The organism is Mesorhizobium sp. B2-4-17, from assembly GCF_006441275.1.
GTDB lineage: Bacteria > Pseudomonadota > Alphaproteobacteria > Rhizobiales > Rhizobiaceae > Mesorhizobium.
In genome coordinates, this window is sequence record NZ_VFUX01000013.1 from 80,026 (window position 1) to 96,052 (window position 16,027).

The 16,027-nt window shown below is 61.3% G+C and carries 23 protein-coding genes and 2 pseudogenes; 1 reads left to right on the top strand and 24 read right to left on the bottom strand.

Going from position 1 to position 16,027, the window contains the following annotated elements; all coding sequences use genetic code 11:
• Position 1: 1 nt before the first annotated feature.
• The 5 genes and pseudogenes from FJ548_RS12450 to FJ548_RS12470 all read right to left on the bottom strand — a co-directional run.
• Positions 2-289 (bottom strand): annotated as a pseudogene (locus FJ548_RS12450) (DUF779 domain-containing protein); the annotation flags it as partial.
• 24 nt (positions 290-313) lie between these two features.
• Positions 314-1,144, bottom strand: coding sequence for an aspartyl/asparaginyl beta-hydroxylase domain-containing protein (locus tag FJ548_RS12455; protein ID WP_140611549.1), 831 nt, complete (start codon positions 1,142-1,144; stop codon positions 314-316).
• A 156-nt stretch (positions 1,145-1,300) separates the two neighbouring features.
• Positions 1,301-2,065: pseudogene (locus tag FJ548_RS30825) on the bottom strand (DUF930 domain-containing protein).
• On the bottom strand, positions 1,983-3,290 hold the full coding sequence (locus FJ548_RS12465) for a replication-associated recombination protein A (RefSeq protein WP_140611547.1): 1,308 nt from the start codon (positions 3,288-3,290) through the stop codon (positions 1,983-1,985). Before FJ548_RS12465 ends, FJ548_RS30825 begins: the two are co-directional and overlap by 83 nt.
• A gap of 58 nt (positions 3,291-3,348) precedes the next feature.
• The gene (locus FJ548_RS12470; protein ID WP_140777995.1) at positions 3,349-4,842 is read right to left on the bottom strand and encodes a DegQ family serine endoprotease; all 1,494 of its coding nucleotides are present in this window, start codon (positions 4,840-4,842) and stop codon (positions 3,349-3,351) included.
• 131 nt (positions 4,843-4,973) lie between these two features.
• Here FJ548_RS12470 and FJ548_RS12475 point away from each other — a divergent pair, with 131 nt between their 5' ends.
• Positions 4,974-5,585 (top strand): hypothetical protein, encoded by a 612-nt coding sequence (locus FJ548_RS12475; protein WP_140697816.1) that lies wholly within the window; start codon positions 4,974-4,976, stop codon positions 5,583-5,585.
• Positions 5,586-5,646: 61 nt separating this feature from the next.
• Here FJ548_RS12475 and rplQ read toward each other — a convergent pair whose 3' ends face one another.
• From rplQ to rplP, 19 genes are all read right to left on the bottom strand, one after another.
• Positions 5,647-6,078 (bottom strand): 50S ribosomal protein L17, encoded by a 432-nt coding sequence (gene rplQ, locus FJ548_RS12480; protein WP_140611541.1) that lies wholly within the window; start codon positions 6,076-6,078, stop codon positions 5,647-5,649.
• A gap of 104 nt (positions 6,079-6,182) precedes the next feature.
• Entirely contained in the window at positions 6,183-7,193 is a 1,011-nt protein-coding gene (locus FJ548_RS12485; RefSeq protein WP_006205443.1) for a DNA-directed RNA polymerase subunit alpha, read from the bottom strand.
• A 101-nt stretch (positions 7,194-7,294) separates the two neighbouring features.
• Complete coding sequence (rpsK, locus tag FJ548_RS12490) at positions 7,295-7,684, bottom strand: 30S ribosomal protein S11 (RefSeq protein ID WP_006205444.1); 390 nt, start codon at positions 7,682-7,684, stop codon at positions 7,295-7,297.
• Positions 7,685-7,839: 155 nt separating this feature from the next.
• Complete coding sequence (gene rpsM / locus FJ548_RS12495) at positions 7,840-8,208, bottom strand: 30S ribosomal protein S13 (RefSeq protein WP_006205445.1); 369 nt, start codon at positions 8,206-8,208, stop codon at positions 7,840-7,842.
• 219 nt (positions 8,209-8,427) lie between these two features.
• Positions 8,428-9,024 (bottom strand): adenylate kinase, encoded by a 597-nt coding sequence (locus FJ548_RS12500; protein WP_140611539.1) that lies wholly within the window; start codon positions 9,022-9,024, stop codon positions 8,428-8,430.
• Entirely contained in the window at positions 9,021-10,361 is a 1,341-nt protein-coding gene (gene secY / locus FJ548_RS12505; protein WP_140611537.1) for a preprotein translocase subunit SecY, read from the bottom strand. Before secY ends, FJ548_RS12500 begins: the two co-directional genes overlap by 4 nt.
• 193 nt (positions 10,362-10,554) lie before the next feature.
• Positions 10,555-11,028: a 50S ribosomal protein L15 gene (rplO, locus tag FJ548_RS12510; RefSeq protein ID WP_140697819.1), complete on the bottom strand. Its 474-nt coding sequence runs from the start codon at positions 11,026-11,028 to the stop codon at positions 10,555-10,557.
• A 22-nt stretch (positions 11,029-11,050) separates the two neighbouring features.
• Positions 11,051-11,248 carry a 50S ribosomal protein L30 gene (gene rpmD, locus FJ548_RS12515; RefSeq protein ID WP_140697822.1) on the bottom strand — a complete coding sequence of 66 codons (198 nt, stop codon included), beginning with the start codon at positions 11,246-11,248 and terminating at the stop codon, positions 11,051-11,053.
• Positions 11,249-11,272: 24 nt separating this feature from the next.
• A complete protein-coding gene (gene rpsE, locus FJ548_RS12520) occupies positions 11,273-11,842 on the bottom strand; it encodes a 30S ribosomal protein S5 (RefSeq protein WP_027046810.1) in 570 nt (189 codons plus the stop codon).
• 81 nt (positions 11,843-11,923) lie between these two features.
• Positions 11,924-12,283: a 50S ribosomal protein L18 gene (rplR, locus tag FJ548_RS12525; protein WP_140611533.1), complete on the bottom strand. Its 360-nt coding sequence runs from the start codon at positions 12,281-12,283 to the stop codon at positions 11,924-11,926.
• A 141-nt stretch (positions 12,284-12,424) separates the two neighbouring features.
• Entirely contained in the window at positions 12,425-12,958 is a 534-nt protein-coding gene (gene rplF / locus FJ548_RS12530; protein WP_010909283.1) for a 50S ribosomal protein L6, read from the bottom strand.
• Between the two features lie 88 nt (positions 12,959-13,046).
• The gene (gene rpsH, locus FJ548_RS12535; protein WP_006205453.1) at positions 13,047-13,445 is read right to left on the bottom strand and encodes a 30S ribosomal protein S8; all 399 of its coding nucleotides are present in this window, start codon (positions 13,443-13,445) and stop codon (positions 13,047-13,049) included.
• A 12-nt stretch (positions 13,446-13,457) separates the two neighbouring features.
• Positions 13,458-13,763 carry a 30S ribosomal protein S14 gene (gene rpsN / locus FJ548_RS12540; protein WP_010909282.1) on the bottom strand — a complete coding sequence of 102 codons (306 nt, stop codon included), beginning with the start codon at positions 13,761-13,763 and terminating at the stop codon, positions 13,458-13,460.
• A gap of 27 nt (positions 13,764-13,790) precedes the next feature.
• Positions 13,791-14,369 carry a 50S ribosomal protein L5 gene (gene rplE, locus FJ548_RS12545; protein WP_140611531.1) on the bottom strand — a complete coding sequence of 193 codons (579 nt, stop codon included), beginning with the start codon at positions 14,367-14,369 and terminating at the stop codon, positions 13,791-13,793.
• On the bottom strand, positions 14,362-14,676 hold the full coding sequence (gene rplX / locus FJ548_RS12550) for a 50S ribosomal protein L24 (RefSeq protein ID WP_140611529.1): 315 nt from the start codon (positions 14,674-14,676) through the stop codon (positions 14,362-14,364). The genes rplE and rplX overlap by 8 nt, the downstream gene beginning before the upstream one ends.
• A gap of 12 nt (positions 14,677-14,688) precedes the next feature.
• Positions 14,689-15,057, bottom strand: a complete 369-nt coding sequence (gene rplN / locus FJ548_RS12555) for a 50S ribosomal protein L14 (protein ID WP_006205457.1) — start codon at positions 15,055-15,057, stop codon at positions 14,689-14,691.
• Between the two features lie 84 nt (positions 15,058-15,141).
• Complete coding sequence (rpsQ, locus tag FJ548_RS12560; protein WP_010909280.1) at positions 15,142-15,381, bottom strand: 30S ribosomal protein S17; 240 nt, start codon at positions 15,379-15,381, stop codon at positions 15,142-15,144.
• Positions 15,382-15,392: 11 nt separating this feature from the next.
• Positions 15,393-15,593 carry a 50S ribosomal protein L29 gene (gene rpmC / locus FJ548_RS12565; RefSeq protein WP_006205459.1) on the bottom strand — a complete coding sequence of 67 codons (201 nt, stop codon included), beginning with the start codon at positions 15,591-15,593 and terminating at the stop codon, positions 15,393-15,395.
• 13 nt (positions 15,594-15,606) lie between these two features.
• The gene (gene rplP / locus FJ548_RS12570) at positions 15,607-16,020 is read right to left on the bottom strand and encodes a 50S ribosomal protein L16 (RefSeq protein ID WP_010909279.1); all 414 of its coding nucleotides are present in this window, start codon (positions 16,018-16,020) and stop codon (positions 15,607-15,609) included.
• Between the last annotated feature and the right edge of the window lie 7 nt (positions 16,021-16,027).

The following is a 16,027-nucleotide window of genomic DNA, read 5'->3' on the forward strand; positions in this document are numbered from 1 at the left end:
TTCAGGCCCGCGAGGGCGTTCCGGGAATGGCACAGACGGTTGAGCGCGTCAGAAACCGCTTTTCGCGCCCGTTGTCGAGGGAGAACATGCCACCCCTGCCCGCTACCACGTCGATGATGAGGTCGGTGTGTTTCCACACCTCATATTGCGAGGCGCTGATATGGACCGGCGTTCCGCCGATCTCGCCCAGCATGACGTCGTTGTCGCCGACAATGAACTCACCGCGGGGATAGCACATCGGCGATGAGCCGTCGCAGCAGCCACCGGACTGGTGAAACAGCACCGGTCCGGCTGCGCTAGTGGATTTTTCAGTTCAGGTTGTTTCGACCTTCTTCGGCTTGGTCGAGCCAATCATCTTCCAGTTCTTGTAGAACATCGAATTGATGCGTTCGACGCTGACCGAGACGACGGCGAGCATGCCGGCTATCAGTCGGGGAACCGGGGACGGCCTGATGATGTCCATGAACACACAGTAGCGGCGGCCGTCATATTCATTGACCGATCGATGCAGCAGCGTGTCGTCGAAAATGAACAGCGGATTGTCGTACCAGTAATTCTTGACGTTGCCGCATTCGACGAAGATCTCCGACTTCACCGGGATCAAATTATAGAGGATGCGCAGGCTGAGCCGCAGCGGGCCGAAATGCCAGGAAGTCGATTCGCGCTTGCTGAAAACGGAAACGGCGATGGTCTTGATGTATTTGAAATCCCTGTTGAACTCGGCGACGTTGTCTATCCTGTGCTTGCCGTACCACTGATAGACGTACATGCCGCGCCGGCCGGCGCCGAAATTGGCGTCGATGTCGGCGATGATCTCGCCCTTGCGCGCCTTGAAAATATCAAGAACCTCATTGACCTCGCGCTGATAGTCTTCCGGAAACTGCTCCAGCTTCCACACGCCCGGATTTTTGTAGCAGAGCAGGTCCACCAGCAGGTTGAATGGCGAGAGCAGCCAGGTGAACAGGCCGTTGCCAAGGAAGTAACCGCTGAACAGCGAAAGATCCTTCCTGTCGTTGCGCAGCACGTCGATCAGGCCACAAACGATGAAGATCGTCGTGAGGATGGGAATGAAATAGAAGCCAAGGGCGAGAAGCGGAATGGCGATGGCGAATTTGCGAAGGGACTTGCGAAGGGTTTTTGTCATTTTTCCACGCGCGAAGCGCGATCCTGTTGCGAGATGCCAAAATCTTGGCAACGACCACCGCCCGGTCGTGCGCCTTGATAAGGTTTTTTGGGTGACCACACAACGGTCACGGCATCGTGGCCTGGTGGCTGCCTTGTGGAGCTTGCTGGAATCAGGTCAATGCACCGCCGGCAAACCGAGCTCGTCCCATTTGTCCCTGGCCACGGGATCGCCGACCAGAAACTCAAAGTCAATGACGCTTTCACCGTCTTGTGCGAGCTGGCATTTGAATTTCAGGTTGTATCAGTTTTTGCGGCTGCGGAAAGCCGCGCCATTCGCGGCGATCGTGGTGTCTGTGATCTTTTCCTCCGCCGTCGCATAGGGCACCACACGGTCTGGCTGAAAGTCCGCTCGCCATCGGCGAATCTGGTCCATGGCCTCGATATCGCACAATTGCACCATGCGCTCGTCGGAAGCGAAGGTCGCAAGATCGGCGCGCGCCTGCCGGCTGCGCGGATCGGCGAGCGTCTTGCCCGACAGCATTTCTGTTGGCCGGATCATGGCCGGCGCGCTGGGCGGTTGAGGTTTGGACGGGTTCGAAGCAGGCGGTGGCGCTGCTGTCCGCGGCTTCGGCGTCGCCGGAACAGCTGGTACGGGCGGCGGTCTGGTCGATGTCTCGAATTGTTCAGGCGTCAGGATGTCGACCGACACCCGCTCTTCCTCCAGCCGGTTCGGCCGCTTCGGCAGCGGCATCAATGCCACTGTCGCGGCAAAGAGAGCATGAAGAACGACCGAAGTTGAAACGCCCCAGGGCGAAGCTTCGTCCCAAGCGTGACGACCACCGGGCCACGCAAGACGGCTATTCCCGTTCCTTGCGCAGCTTCGCCCAGTAGTCGAGCCGCTTCCGGATATCGCGCTCGAAACCACGCTCCGGCGGATCATAGAAGGTCTGGCGGCCCATCTTCTCCGGAAAATAGTCCTGCCCCGAAAAGGCGTCCGGCTCGTCATGGTCGTAGCGATAGCCCGCGCCGTAATCTTCCTCTTTCATCAGCTTGGTCGGCGCGTTGAGGATGTGCTTCGGCGGCAGCAGCGAGCCATGCTGCTTGGCTGCCTGCGTGGCCGCCTTGAAGGCGGTGTAGACGGCGTTGGATTTCGGTGCGGTGGCGAGATAGACGGTGGCCTCGGCAAAGGCGAGTTCGCCCTCCGGGGAGCCAAGATAATCATACGCGTCCTTGGCAGCGTTGGCGACGACCAGCGCCTGCGGATCGGCAAGGCCAATGTCCTCCATCGCCATGCGGACCAGACGGCGGCCGAGATAGAGCGGATCCTCGCCGGCATCGAACATGCGGGCGAGATAGTAGAGCGCGGCATCCGGATCCGAACCGCGCACCGACTTGTGCAGCGCCGAGATCAGATTGTAGTGGCCGTCCTGGCCCTTGTCGTAGATCGGCGCGCGGCGCTGGACGATGCGCTGCAACCCTTCGGGATCGAACACCTCGCCAGGCTTGGCGGCACGCCAGACTTCCTCGGCGAGGGTCAGCGATGCGCGTCCGTCGCCATCGCTCATCCGGATCAGCATCGCCCGCGCCTCGTCATCGAGCGGAAGCGCCCTGCCCTCCGTCTCTTCCGCCCGCGTCATCAGCTTGGCGATGCTCTCCTCGCCGAGCGAATGGAAGACCATGACCCGCGCGCGGGATAAGAGGGCCGCGTTGAGTTCAAAAGAGGGGTTTTCGGTCGTGGCGCCCACCAGGACGACCGTCCCATCCTCCATGACGGGGAGAAAGGAATCCTGCTGGGCGCGGTTGAAACGATGGATCTCATCGACGAAAAGCAGGGTCTGGCGGCCGTTGGCGCGCCGCAGCTTGGCCGCCTCGAACACTTTCTTGAGGTCGGCGACGCCTGAGAAGACCGCCGATATCTGCTCGAAGGCAAGGCTGGTCTCACCGGCGAGCAACCTTGCCACCGTGGTCTTGCCGGTGCCAGGCGGCCCCCAGAAGATCATCGAGCCGAGCGAACCGGAGCCGATCAGCCGGGTCAGTGCGCCATCGGGGCCGGTCAGATGCTCCTGGCCGACGACCTCGCCAAGGTTTCTCGGCCGCAGCCTGTCGGCCAGCGGCCGACCGGGCGGCGCCTTTTCCGGTTCGTCAACGCTGAACAGATCGGCCATCTATATCTTCAGGTTGGGGCATGTCTTCAAGTTGCAGCATGACCCTCGCGGGCCGAACTCAGTAGCGTAACACCTGGCGCAGTATCTGCCCGCCGCGCTCGACGGTAAAGCGCCACCAGCGCGTATCCTGCTGGGCAGCCTGCGCCAGCGTCGCGGCGGTGTCGATTGTGGTGCCATTGACCTCGCGCACGATATCGCCCGGCTGGAAGCCGAAATCCGCGGCCGGCGAATCGCGGTTGATGTCGATCACCGTCACGCCCTTGAGATCCGTGCGCAGGCCAAGCTTCTGGGCCAGCCGCGGCGACAGTTCCGCGACCTTGGCGCCCGAGAACGGGCTGCGGCCGTGCAGCGTCACTTCGGATGCTTTCGCCCCTTCCGGTGCGCGCTCCAAGGCGATGTCCATTGCCGCCTGCTTGCCCTTGGTCAGGATCGCGAAATTCGCCTTGGTGCCGATCGACAGCGTCGCCATGCGGTAGTCGAGGGCTTCGATGCTCTCGACCGGCTTGCCATTGACCTGCAGCACGACATCGCCCGGCTTCAACCCCGCCTTGCCCGCCGGGCCCGTAGCGTCGACCGAAGACACCAACGCCCCGGTCGGCTTCTCCATACCGAGCGATTCGGCGATCTGCGGCGTCACCGCTTCGAACTCGGCGCCGATATAAGGACGTTCGAAGAAGTCGAGCCCTGCCTTCGCGGCGTCGGCGAAAGCCCGCACCATATTGGCGGGGATGGCAAAGCCGATGCCGATCGAGCCGCCGCTGCGGCTGTAAATGGCGGTGTTGATGCCGACCAACTGGCCGCCCATGTTGATCAGCGCGCCACCGGAATTGCCGGGATTGATGGCGGCGTCGGTCTGAATGAAATAGCCCGAATCCGAGACGCCGATATGGCTGCGGGCAAGCGCGGAAACGATGCCGCTGGTGGTCGTCTGGCCGACACCGAAGGGATTGCCGATGGCCAGCACCAGATCGCCGACTTCGAGCGCGTCGGAATCGCCGATGGCGATGACCGGGAACGGCTTGTCAGCTTCGATCTTGAGCACGGCGAGATCGAGCGTCTCGTCCTTTAGCATCACCTTGCTGGTGAATTCGCGCCCGTCGGCGGTCGCCACCTTGACCTCGTCGGCATCCTTGATGACATGAAAATTGGTGACGATGACACCGCTCGGATCGACCAGTACGCCCGAACCCAGCGAGGACTGCGCACGCGGCTGCGCGCGGCCGAAAAACTCCTCGAAGAACGGATCGCCTTCGAAGGGCGATGTCACCTTGGCCGTCTGCGAGGCATAGACATTGACTACGGCCGGCGCCGTCTGCTTGACCAGCGGCGCGAACGAAAGTTGCACCTCGTCGCGGCCGAAAGGCACGCGCTTGTCCGGTCCTGAGGTGGCATTCTCACCTTCAACGCCGTGCAGCAGATCGGTCAGCACGTCCGACAGGCCCGGATCGGCGGGCTTCGCGGCGTCTTCAGCGAGAGCCTGCCGGACTGCCGGTGCGGCTGCGAACACCATGAAGGCGCAGAGCATCACAAGGAACAATCGTTTGAGGTGCATTCAGAATCCTCCAGGTCGCCTGCCATTGTCTCGACGATTGTGCAGAATGAAAGGCTAAGGCGATGAAATCGAATTATTTTCGGCAATAACTGGCTACAGCTCCGCCTGCAATCGGATACGGTCTCTACTTCATGAAAAAAGAGCTTGCTTCATTCCGTGACTTTTTGAGAACCGGCAGGTTGGGTCCGATCTCGCCAAGCCTGAAAATGAACGAGGTTGCCGAATTGCTGGGTATTCCGGCACATGCCGATTCGGACTATTGGACTTTCGGAAAGCTCGAAATCTCGTTCGACGAAGAGGCGCCCCATAAGATGAAGTGGCTTCAGATCGAAGAAGCTGGTTACCTCGCAGGTGATTTCGAGGTCTTCACCGATCGGCTTGTGCTTTTACTTGATAATTTCAATGGATACACGAAGCCATCGGACTTCCTGCGGGCGGGCCTGTGGGCGCCTGAAAACGCTACGCTCTTCTACACGGCGTCGCTGCGCGATATCGAACTGAACATCTGCGCCGGTGCCATCCAAATCCACTTCCGCGTTGATGCGGATTTCATCGAAGACCGGGACGCCGAAAAATATCTGGACAGCGTAACAATGTCCAAATTGGTAGGCGATATCGATCATCGAACAAAGATCGACAGCATCTACTCCTACCCGCATCCTGCACTTGAGCAGATATCGGGCGCGATCGATTGGAGACCGATAGACGACCGCAACTACCTCGATCTGGTTGGCAACAGATAACCACGTCGACAACAAAAAGGGGCCCGCAGGCCCCTAAGCTGTTTTCAGAAAATCCGAAGCCTTATGCGGCCGCGGCTTCCTCATTGGTGCCTTCGGCCTCGATGCGGGCGCGGTCGCCGGCGCCCTTGGCCGAGGTGTCGCGATCGACGAATTCGATGACGGCCATCGCGGCATTGTCGCCGTGACGGAAGCCCGCCTTCATGATGCGCAGGTAGCCGCCGTTGCGGGTGGCGTAGCGCGGGGCGATGATGTCGAACAGGCGCTTGACGACGCCTTCATTACCGATCTGGGCGATCACCTGGCGGCGGGCGTGCAAGTCGCCGCGCTTGCCGAGCGTCACCAGCTTCTCGACGATCGGACGCAGGTCCTTCGCCTTCGGCAGGGTGGTGACGATCTGCTCGTGTTCGAGCAGCGACACGGCGAGATTGGCAAACATCGACTTGCGGTGGCTGATGCTGCGGGCGAAGCGGCGGCCTTTGAAACCGTGGCGCATAGCTCTTTTCCTTCTTCAGTTGTTCAAGAGGCCACGGCCTCTGATGGTTTTCCGCATGACCGTCGGATCGAGCGGCTTACGCCGCCGATCCTTGGAATTCATGCTCAATATTGATCTTCGTAACGCTTGGCGAGGTCTTCTATGTTTTCCGGCGGCCAGTCCGGCACTTCCATGCCGAGGTGCAGGCCCATCGCCGCCAAGACTTCCTTGATCTCGTTCAGCGACTTGCGGCCGAAGTTCGGGGTGCGCAGCATCTCGGCTTCGGTCTTCTGGATCAGATCGCCGATGTAGACGATGTTGTCGTTCTTCAGGCAGTTGGCCGAACGCACCGAAAGCTCGAGTTCGTCGACCTTCTTGAGCAGCGCCGGGTTGAAAGCGAGTTCGGTGACGGCTTCCGCCGCGACTTCCTTCTGCGGCTCGTCGAAGTTGACGAACAGGCCCAACTGGTCCTGCAGGATGCGGGCGGCGAAGGCCACCGCATCCTCGCCCGAGATCGAACCGTCGGTCTCGATGGTCATGGTCAGCTTGTCATAATCGAGAACCTGGCCCTCGCGGGTGTTCTCGACCTTGTAGGAGACCTTCTTGACCGGCGAATAGAGGCTGTCGACCGGGATCAGGCCGATCGGCGCGTCCTCGGCGCGGTTGCGCTCGGCCGGCACGTAGCCCTTGCCGGTGTCGACGGTGAACTCCATGCGGATCTCAGCGCCTTCGTCCAGCGTGCAGATGACGTGATCGGGGTTGAGGATCTCGACATCGCCAACCGTCTGGATGTCGCCGGCGAGAACCGCACCCGGTCCCTGCTTGCGCACGACCATGCGCTTGGGGCCATCGCCTTCCATGCGGATGGCGATTTCCTTGATGTTGAGAACGATGTCGGTCACGTCCTCGCGCACGCCGGCGATGGACGAGAATTCATGCAGAACGCCGTCGATCTGCACGGCGGTGACAGCCGCACCGCGCAGCGAAGACAGGAGCACGCGGCGCAGCGCGTTGCCGAGGGTGAGGCCGAAGCCCCGCTCGAGCGGCTCGGCGACCAGCGTGGTCAGCGTCTTCTTCTTCGACGAGAACTCGATCTTGTTCGGCTTGATCAGTTCCTGCCAATTTTTCTGGATCATGATGCTTTCCTTCCGTTGACCCGCCACCATCCAATCGTGGCGGGCGACCTGGAATGCCGCGGAGGAACGCTTTGTGGGCGTTCGCGCGGCGTTCGATACTGTTAGACGCGGCGCTTCTTGCGCGGGCGGCAGCCATTGTGCGGGATCGGCGTCACATCACGGATCGACGTGATGGTGAAGCCGGCCGCCTGCAGGGCGCGCAGCGCCGATTCACGACCGGAGCCAGGTCCGCAGACCTCGACTTCGAGCATGCGCATGCCGTGCTCCTGGGCCTTCTTGGCGACGTCCTCGGCGGCCATCTGGGCCGCGAACGGGGTCGACTTGCGCGAACCCTTGAAGCCCTGGGCACCGGCCGACGACCAGGCAATCGAATTGCCCTGCGCGTCGGTGATGGTGATCATCGTGTTGTTGAAGGTCGAATTGACGTGGGCAACGCCCGACGAGATATTCTTTCGTTCGCGACGGCGAACACGAGCGGCTTCCTTGGCCATGATAGTCCTTTCAGTTGATCTCTACACCGCCGTAATGCCAGCGGCTCCACCTTCGTAAGGGAGTAGGGGAATAGGGCAGTAAGGCAGTAGGGAAATTGATTGCCCGATCCGCGGACCATTCCCTACTGCCTTACTGCCCTATTCCCTTCCCCTGATTACTTCTTCTTGCCGGCGATCGACTTGGCCGGGCCCTTGCGGGTACGCGCATTGGTGTGCGTGCGCTGGCCGCGAACCGGCAGCGAGCGGCGGTGACGCAGGCCGCGGTAGCAGCCGAGGTCCATCAGCCGCTTGATGTTCATCGACACTTCGCGGCGCAGGTCGCCTTCGACCTGATAGTCGCGGTCGATGGTTTCGCGGATCTGCAGCACTTCCGCGTCGGTCAGCTGATTGACGCGGCGCTCGGCCGGGATGCCGACCTTGTCGACGATCTCCTGGGCGAACTTCTTGCCAATGCCATGAATGTACTGAAGCGCGATGACGACGCGCTTGTTGGTCGGAATGTTGACGCCGGCTATACGAGCCATATTCTTCTCTTCTCCATATGGGCCGGCCAACCTTCAAAAACAAGGCAGGCCCGACGCTGTCCAAATTGCCCCGCGTCCGGTGGAGGCCGGCCCTTGCGGGTGTTTCCAGTTCAAAGCAACCGCCTTGCCCTTGCGGACAAGCAAAGTTCACGCCTGATAGGAAGACGGGCCGCCATACCGCAGCGGGCCGCTCCCGTCAAGCTTAATCTTTGAATTCCCTTACCGCGCCTTCGCGGCGGCCGCGAGCACGGTTTCTATCTCGGCGGTTACCGCGTCCATGCTGGCCATGCCATCGACAGTCTTGAGCTTGCCCTTGGCGTAGTAGTAGCCCGTCAGCGGGGCGGTCTTCTTGTAGTACTCCCGCAGACGCTCTTCGAACACCGCGGGGTTGTCATCCTTGCGCACCGGCTGGCCGGCGGCCTTTGCATCTTCGGCGCGCTTGACGATGCGGCCGACCAGGGCCCTGTCGTCGACAACCAGCTCGATGACCGTATCCAGGCCGATACCACGCTCCGAAAGCATCGATTCAACCGCATCGGCTTGCACCAGCGTGCGCGGGTAGCCGTCGAGGATGAATCCCTTGGCGCAGTCTGCCTGGTCGATTCGCTCGGCAACGATGGCGTTGACGATGGCGTCGGACACCAGTTCACCGGCATCCATCACCGCCTTGGCACGCTTACCGACTTCGGTACCGGCCTGCACGGCGGCACGCAGCATGTCTCCCGTCGAAAGCTGGGGTATGCCGTGTTTCTCTACCAGTCTTTGTGCTTGTGTCCCCTTGCCCGCCCCCGGCGGCCCAAGCAAAATCAACCTCATCTGGCTTTCTTCCCCCCGCGCAGCTTCGACTTCTTGATCAGGCCTTCATACTGGTGCGCGATCAGGTGACCCTGAATCTGCGCAACCGTATCGAGCGTGACACTGACCACGATCAGAAGCGATGTGCCACCAAGGTAGAATGGTACGCCAGTCGCCGAGATCAGGAACTCCGGCAGCAGACACACCAGCACCAGATAGATGGCGCCGACGACGGTGATGCGGGTGAGAACGTAATCGATATAATCGGCGGTGCGCTCGCCCGGACGATAGCCCGGGATGAAGCCCGAATGCTTCTTGAGCTGGTCGGCGGTGTCCTTCGGGTTGAAGACAATCGCAGTGTAGAAGAAGGCGAAGAACACGATCATCGCCGCATAGAATGCCATGTAGAGCGGCTGGCCGTGGCCAAGCGAGGCCAGGATGGTGCTCGCCCAGGCCGGCATATTGGTCGTCTGCGAGAAGCCGGCGATGGTGGCCGGCAGCAAGAGCAGCGACGAAGCGAAGATTGGCGGAATGACGCCCGACGTATTGAGCTTGAGCGGCAAATGCGAGGTGTCGCCCTGGAACATGCGATTGCCGACCTGACGCTTCGGGTATTGGATCAGCAGGCGGCGCTGGGCGCGCTCGAAGAACACGATGAGCGCGATGACGACGATGGCCAGAACGATGATCGCCAGGATCAGGCCGGTTGACAGGGCGCCGGTGCGGCCGAGTTCCAGCGTGCCGGAAATGGCATGTGGCAGGCCGGCGACGATGCCTGAGAAGATGATCAGCGAAATGCCGTTGCCGATGCCGCGCGCGGTGATCTGCTCACCAAGCCACATCAGGAACATGGTGCCGCCGACCAGCGTGACGACGGTCGAGATGCGGAAGAACATGCCGGGATCGCTGACGATGCCGTTGCCGTTCTCAAGCCCCACCGAAATGCCGTAGGCCTGCACCAGCGCGAGCAGCACGGTGCCGTAGCGCGTGTACTGGTTGATGACCTTGCGGCCCTGTTCGCCTTCTTTTTTCAGCGCTTCCAGCGACGGGATGACCGACGTCATCAGCTGCATGATGATGGAGGCGGAGATGTAGGGCATGATGCCGAGCGCAAAGATCGCCATGCGCTGCACGGCACCGCCGGCGAACATGTTGAACATGCCAAGCACGCCCTTGCTCTGCGAGGAGAAGGCATGGGCGAAAGCGTCTGGATTGATACCGGGAAGCGGAATGTAGGTGCCGAGGCGATAGACGAGCAACGCGCCGATGGTGAACCAGATGCGTTTCTTCAGGTCCTCCGCCTTGGCGAAGGCCGAGAAATTCAGATTCGAGGCTAGTTGTTCAGCAGCCGAAGCCATACCTGATTCTCCGCTTGGTAACGCTTGATGGCCCGTGAGGTCAGGCGGCGCGTTTCACCGAAGCTCACGAGATAAGCTCCGGGCTGTAAACATGCAAGCGGCCGCGTTGACGCGGCCGCCTAATTGAGCAGATCAAAGCGCAATCGTGAGTAAAAACAAATCCCACTCTTGCCGATCGCGCTTCAAATTGCCGTTACTCGGCAGCTGCCTTTTCGGGCAACTTGACCGAACCGCCGGCCCTCTCGATCTTCTCGATCGCGGCCTTGGAGGCACCGGCGACGTCGAAGGTCAGCTTGGCTTTGAGTTCGCCATCCGACAGCACGCGCACGCCGTCCTTGACGCGGCGGATGACACCGGCGGCGACAAGCGCCTCGGCCGTCACGGTTGCCTTGGCATCAAGCTTCTTGGCATCGACGGCTTCCTGGATGCGGGCCAGCGAAACGACAACGAAGCTCTTGGCGAAGATGTTGTTGAAGCCACGCTTCGGCAGGCGCCGATAGAGCGGCATCTGGCCACCCTCGAAGCCGTTGACGGCGACGCCGGAGCGCGCCTTCTGGCCCTTGACGCCGCGACCGGCGGTCTTACCCGAGCCGGAACCGATGCCCCGGCCGAGACGCTTCTTGGAATGCGTCGCGCCGTCCTTGTCACGCAGATCGTTGAGTTTCATCTTACTTCTCCTGCGCTTTGGGTCAGCCCTCGTCCACAACGCGGACGAGATGATGAACGGCAGCGATCATGCCGCGCACGGAAGGCGTATCTTCCAGCGTGCGCTGCTTGTGCATCTTGTTGAGGCCGAGGCCGACCAGCGTCGCGCGCTGTTCCTTCGGACGGCGGATCGGCGAACCGATCTGCTCAACGGTGATGGTCTTGGTTGCTTTCTTGGCCATGGTCAAAATCCCTGGTCAGATCGACTATTCTTCAGCCGCGACGGCGGTGCCGCGGCGGGCCTGAAGGGTCGAATACTTGATGCCGCGCGCGGCAGCCACATCCTTGGGATGCATCTGGCTCTTCAGCGCGTCGAAGGTGGCGCGAACCATGTTGTACGGGTTCGACGAACCCATCGACTTGGCGACCACGTCATGCATGCCGAGCGTCTCAAAGACGGCGCGCATCGGGCCGCCGGCGATGATGCCGGTACCCTGCTTGGCGGCGCGCAACAGCACGCGTCCGGCGCCCCAACGTCCCTCGACGTCGTGGTGCAGCGTGCGGCCCGAGCGCAGCGGCACGAAGATCATGTCGCGCTTTGCCGACTCGGTTGCCTTGCGGATCGCTTCCGGCACTTCGCGCGCCTTGCCATGACCGAAGCCGACGCGGCCCTTCTGGTCGCCGACGACGACGAGTGCGGCGAAGCCGAAGCGGCGGCCACCCTTGACGACCTTGGCGACGCGGTTGATGTGGACCAGCTTGTCCACCATGCCGTCGTCACGCTCTTCGCGCTCACGCTCGCGGCCGCGGCCGCCTTCCCTACGTTCCTGTGCCATATCCTGTTCCTTGTTCTTTTCCGGAAGCACGGGTTGCTGATTGCCGGTGCCGCTTTGGGTCGCCGACGGTGAAAGTCATTCTCAGAAGCTCAGGCCCCCTTCGCGAGCAGCTTCGGCCAGCGCCTTGACGCGACCGTGATAGATATACGGGCCACGGTCGAAGACGACTTCCTTGACGCCGGCCTTGGTGGCGCGCTCGGCGATCAGCTTGCCGATCGCGGCGGCGGCAGCGGTATCGGCCCCGGTCTTGAGCGAACCCTTGAGATCCTTCTCCAGCGTCGAGGCAGCGGCGATGGTGTGGCCCTTGGCGTCGTCGATGACCTGCACGTAGATATTCTTCGAGGTGCGGTGAACCGACAGACGCGGACGCTCGCCGGCGACTTTCCTGATCTGACGGCGCACGCGCTGTGCGCGGCGCTGTGTGGCTTCCTTGCTACCCATAATGGTCTTCCTTGCCTTCAAAAATCGGGGGCCGCCATATGCGGTAGGCGAAACCGCCTCCCGCGACCGCTCCCCGCGGCGTTACACTTCTTTGGCTTGGTCTTTTCCGAAAAGTCTGCAACTTTTCGGGGGCCAAGCCCACTACTTCTTCTTGCCTTCCTTGCGGACGATCTTCTCGCCAGCGTAGCGGACACCCTTGCCCTTGTAAGGCTCGGGACCACGGTACTCGCGGATCTCCGCGGCGACCTGGCCGACCTGCTGCTTGTCGATGCCGGTCACGGTGATTTCCGTCGGCTTCGGCACGGCGATCGTGACACCAGCCGGCGTCTCATAGACGACGTCGTGGCTGAAGCCAAGGGCGAGTTGCAGGTTCTTGCCCTGCATGGCGGCGCGATAGCCGACGCCGGTGATCTCGAGCTTCTTTTCGAAGCCGTCCTTGACGCCATGCAGGATGTTGACGATCTGCGTGCGCGACATGCCCCACTTGGAGCGGGCCGTCTTGGTCTGGTCGCGCGGCTGGACAGCGATCTCGCTGCCTTCCATCTTGACCAGGACTTCGTCGTTCACCACGAACTTCAGCTCGCCCTTGGGGCCCTTCGCCGTCACGGTCTGGCCGTTGACGGTCGCGGTCACGCCCTGCGGCAGCGAAACGGGTTTCTTTCCAATACGAGACATTTTGTTGTCCTCGTCACTTCTCTTGTTTCAGGTCTCTGTCTTCGGAACGATCCGAAGACCGGATTCCACTTTGCGGTCAGCTGCCAGATCAGAAGATCTGGCAGAGGATCTCGCCACCGACGTTCTGTTCGCGTGCTTCGTGGTCGGCCATCACGCCCTTCGGTGTCGAAAGGATGGCGATGCCGAGGCCGTTGGCGACGTGCGGGATCGACTTGGCCGAGACGTAAACGCGGCGGCCCGGCTTCGAGACGCGGGCGATTTCGCGCACGACCGGCGCACCGTCGAAATACTTCAGCTCGATTTCGATTTCGGACTTGCCGTTGTCGAAGTCGGTCTGGCTGTAGTCGCGGATATAGCCTTCAGCCTTCAGCACGTCGAGGACGCGGGTGCGCAGACGCGAGGCCGGGGTCGAGACACTCGACTTCTTGCGGCCGTAGGCGTTGCGGATGCGGGTCAGCATATCGCCGAGAGGATCGCTCAATGACATGTTATGTCCTCCTTACCAGCTCGACTTGACCAGGCCCGGGATCTGGCCGTTATTGCCGAGATCACGAAGCGCGATGCGCGATACTTTGAGCTTGCGATAGTAGGCACGCGGACGGCCGGTGACTTCGCAGCGGTTGCGGATGCGGATCTTGGCCGAGTTGCGCGGCAGGGCAGCAAGCTTGAGCTGAGCGCGGAAGCGCTCCTCCATCGGCTTGGACTGATCCATGATGATCGCCTTCAGCGCAGCGCGCTTGGGACCGTACTGGTCGGCAAGCTTGCGGCGCCTGTTGTTCTTCTCGACTGAGCTGGTCTTTGCCATTTCAGATTTTTCCTTTTCTCGCTGCCGTTACTGGCGGAAGGGGAAGTTGAAGGCCTTGAGCAATGCCCTGGCTTCGTCGTCCGTCTTCGCAGTCGTACAAACGATGACGTCCATGCCCCAGATCTGATCGACCTTGTCGTAGTTGATCTCCGGGAACACGATGTGCTCCTTGATGCCCATGGCGTAGTTGCCACGGCCATCGAAGCTCTTGGGGTTCAGTCCGCGGAAGTCGCGGACGCGCGGCAGCGCGATGTTCACGAGGCGGTCGAGGAACTCGTACATACGTTCCTTGCGCAGCGTGACCTTGGCGCCGATCGGCATGTTCTCGCGGACCTTGAAGCCAGCGATGGAATTGCGGGCGCGGGTGACGACGGCCTTCTGGCCGGCGATCATTGCCAGGTCTTCGGCCGCGACCGAAGGCTTCTTGGAATCGGCGGTCGCTTCGCCGACGCCCATGTTCAGCACGATCTTGTCGAGGCGCGGAACCTGCATGTCGTTGTCGTAGCCGAACTGCTCCTGCAGCGCCTTGCGGATGGTCTCGTTGTAGACCTGCTTCAGGCGCGGCGTGTTGGCGGCAGTCGCCTGCTTGGTTTGAGACTTAGCCATTGATGACTTCTCCCGAGCGCTTGGCGACGCGCACTTTCTTGCCGTCCTTCTGGAAGGTGAAACCAACGCGGGTCGGCTTGCCATCCTTGGGGTCGGCCAGCGCGATGTTCGACAGATTGATCGGCGCTTCCTTGGTGATGATCCCGCCCTCTTGGGACTGGGTCTGCTTCTGGTGACGACGGATCATGTTGACGCCGCGCACCAGCGCGGTGTCATCCTTCGGCTGAACCGAGAGGACTTCGCCCGAACGGCCCTTGTCCTTACCGGCAAGCACGACGACCTTGTCGCCTTTTCTGATCTTTTGCATTGGTCCGGCTCCTTACAGCACTTCAGGCGCGAGCGAGATGATCTTCATGTGGTTCTTGGCGCGGAGTTCGCGCGGAACCGGTCCGAAGATACGCGTGCCGATCGGCTCTTTCTTGTTGTCGACGAGAACGGCCGCGTTCTTGTCGAAACGGATCACGCTGCCGTCCGGGCGGCGGATGTCCTTGGCCGTGCGAACCACGACCGCCTTCATCACATCGCCCTTCTTAACGCGGCCGCGCGGAATGGCTTCCTTGATCGACACCACGATGATGTCGCCCACAGAAGCGTATTTCCGCTTCGAGCCGCCCAGCACCTTGATGCACATGACACGACGCGCGCCGGAATTATCCGCGACGTCGAGGTTTGTTTGCATCTGAATCATGACTGGCCGCCTTCTTCTTTTCTAACGGGACGGGCTCGAAGCCCCTCCCCGGTCTGTCCAAAATTCGTTGTTTACGCCCAGAGGTCAGGCTTGGTCCGAAGACACGACGATCCAGCGCTTGTCCTTGGAAATCGGCTTCGATTCCTGGATGAACACCTGATCACCAACCTTATGGGCGTTGTTCTCGTCGTGCGCCTTGTACTTCTTGGTCATGCGCACGGTCTTCTTCATCACGGGATGCGTGAAGCGCCGTTCGACCTTGACGACAACCGTCTTCTCGTTCTTGTCGCTGACGACGGTGCCCTGCAGAATGCGCTTTGGCATGGTTTTCGTCCTTAAGCCTTCTTGGCCGCGGACTTTTCCGCAGCGATGGTCTTGATACGCGCAATGTCCTTGCGGACCTGCCTCACGCGCGCGGTCTTCTCGAGCTGGCCGGTGGCCTTCTGGAAGCGCAGGTTGAACTGCTCCTTCTTCAGGCTGGCCAGGTCGTCGGTCAGCTGGTCCTGGGTCTTGGTCCGGATGTCTTCGGCTTTCATGATCAGCCCGTCCTTATTCTGCGATGCGCTGTACGAAGCGCGTCCTGACCGAGAGCTTGGCCGCGCCGAGACGCAGCGCCTCACGGGCGGTTTCTTCACTGACGCCGTCGATCTCGAACATGATGCGGCCCGGCTTGACGCGCGCCGCCCAATAGTCGACCGCGCCCTTGCCCTTGCCCATGCGGACTTCGGTCGGCTTCGACGTGACCGGCAGATCCGGGAAAATACGGATCCAGACGCGGCCAGCACGCTTCATTTCGCGAGTGATCGCGCGGCGGGCCGCCTCGATCTCACGCGCGGTGACGCGGTTCGGCTCAAGCGCCTTCAGCCCGAAACCACCGAAATCCAGATTGGTGCCGCCCTTTGCGGTACCATGGATGCGGCCCTTGAACTGCTTGCGGAACTTTGTGCGCTTTGGCTGCAGCATCGTTCTA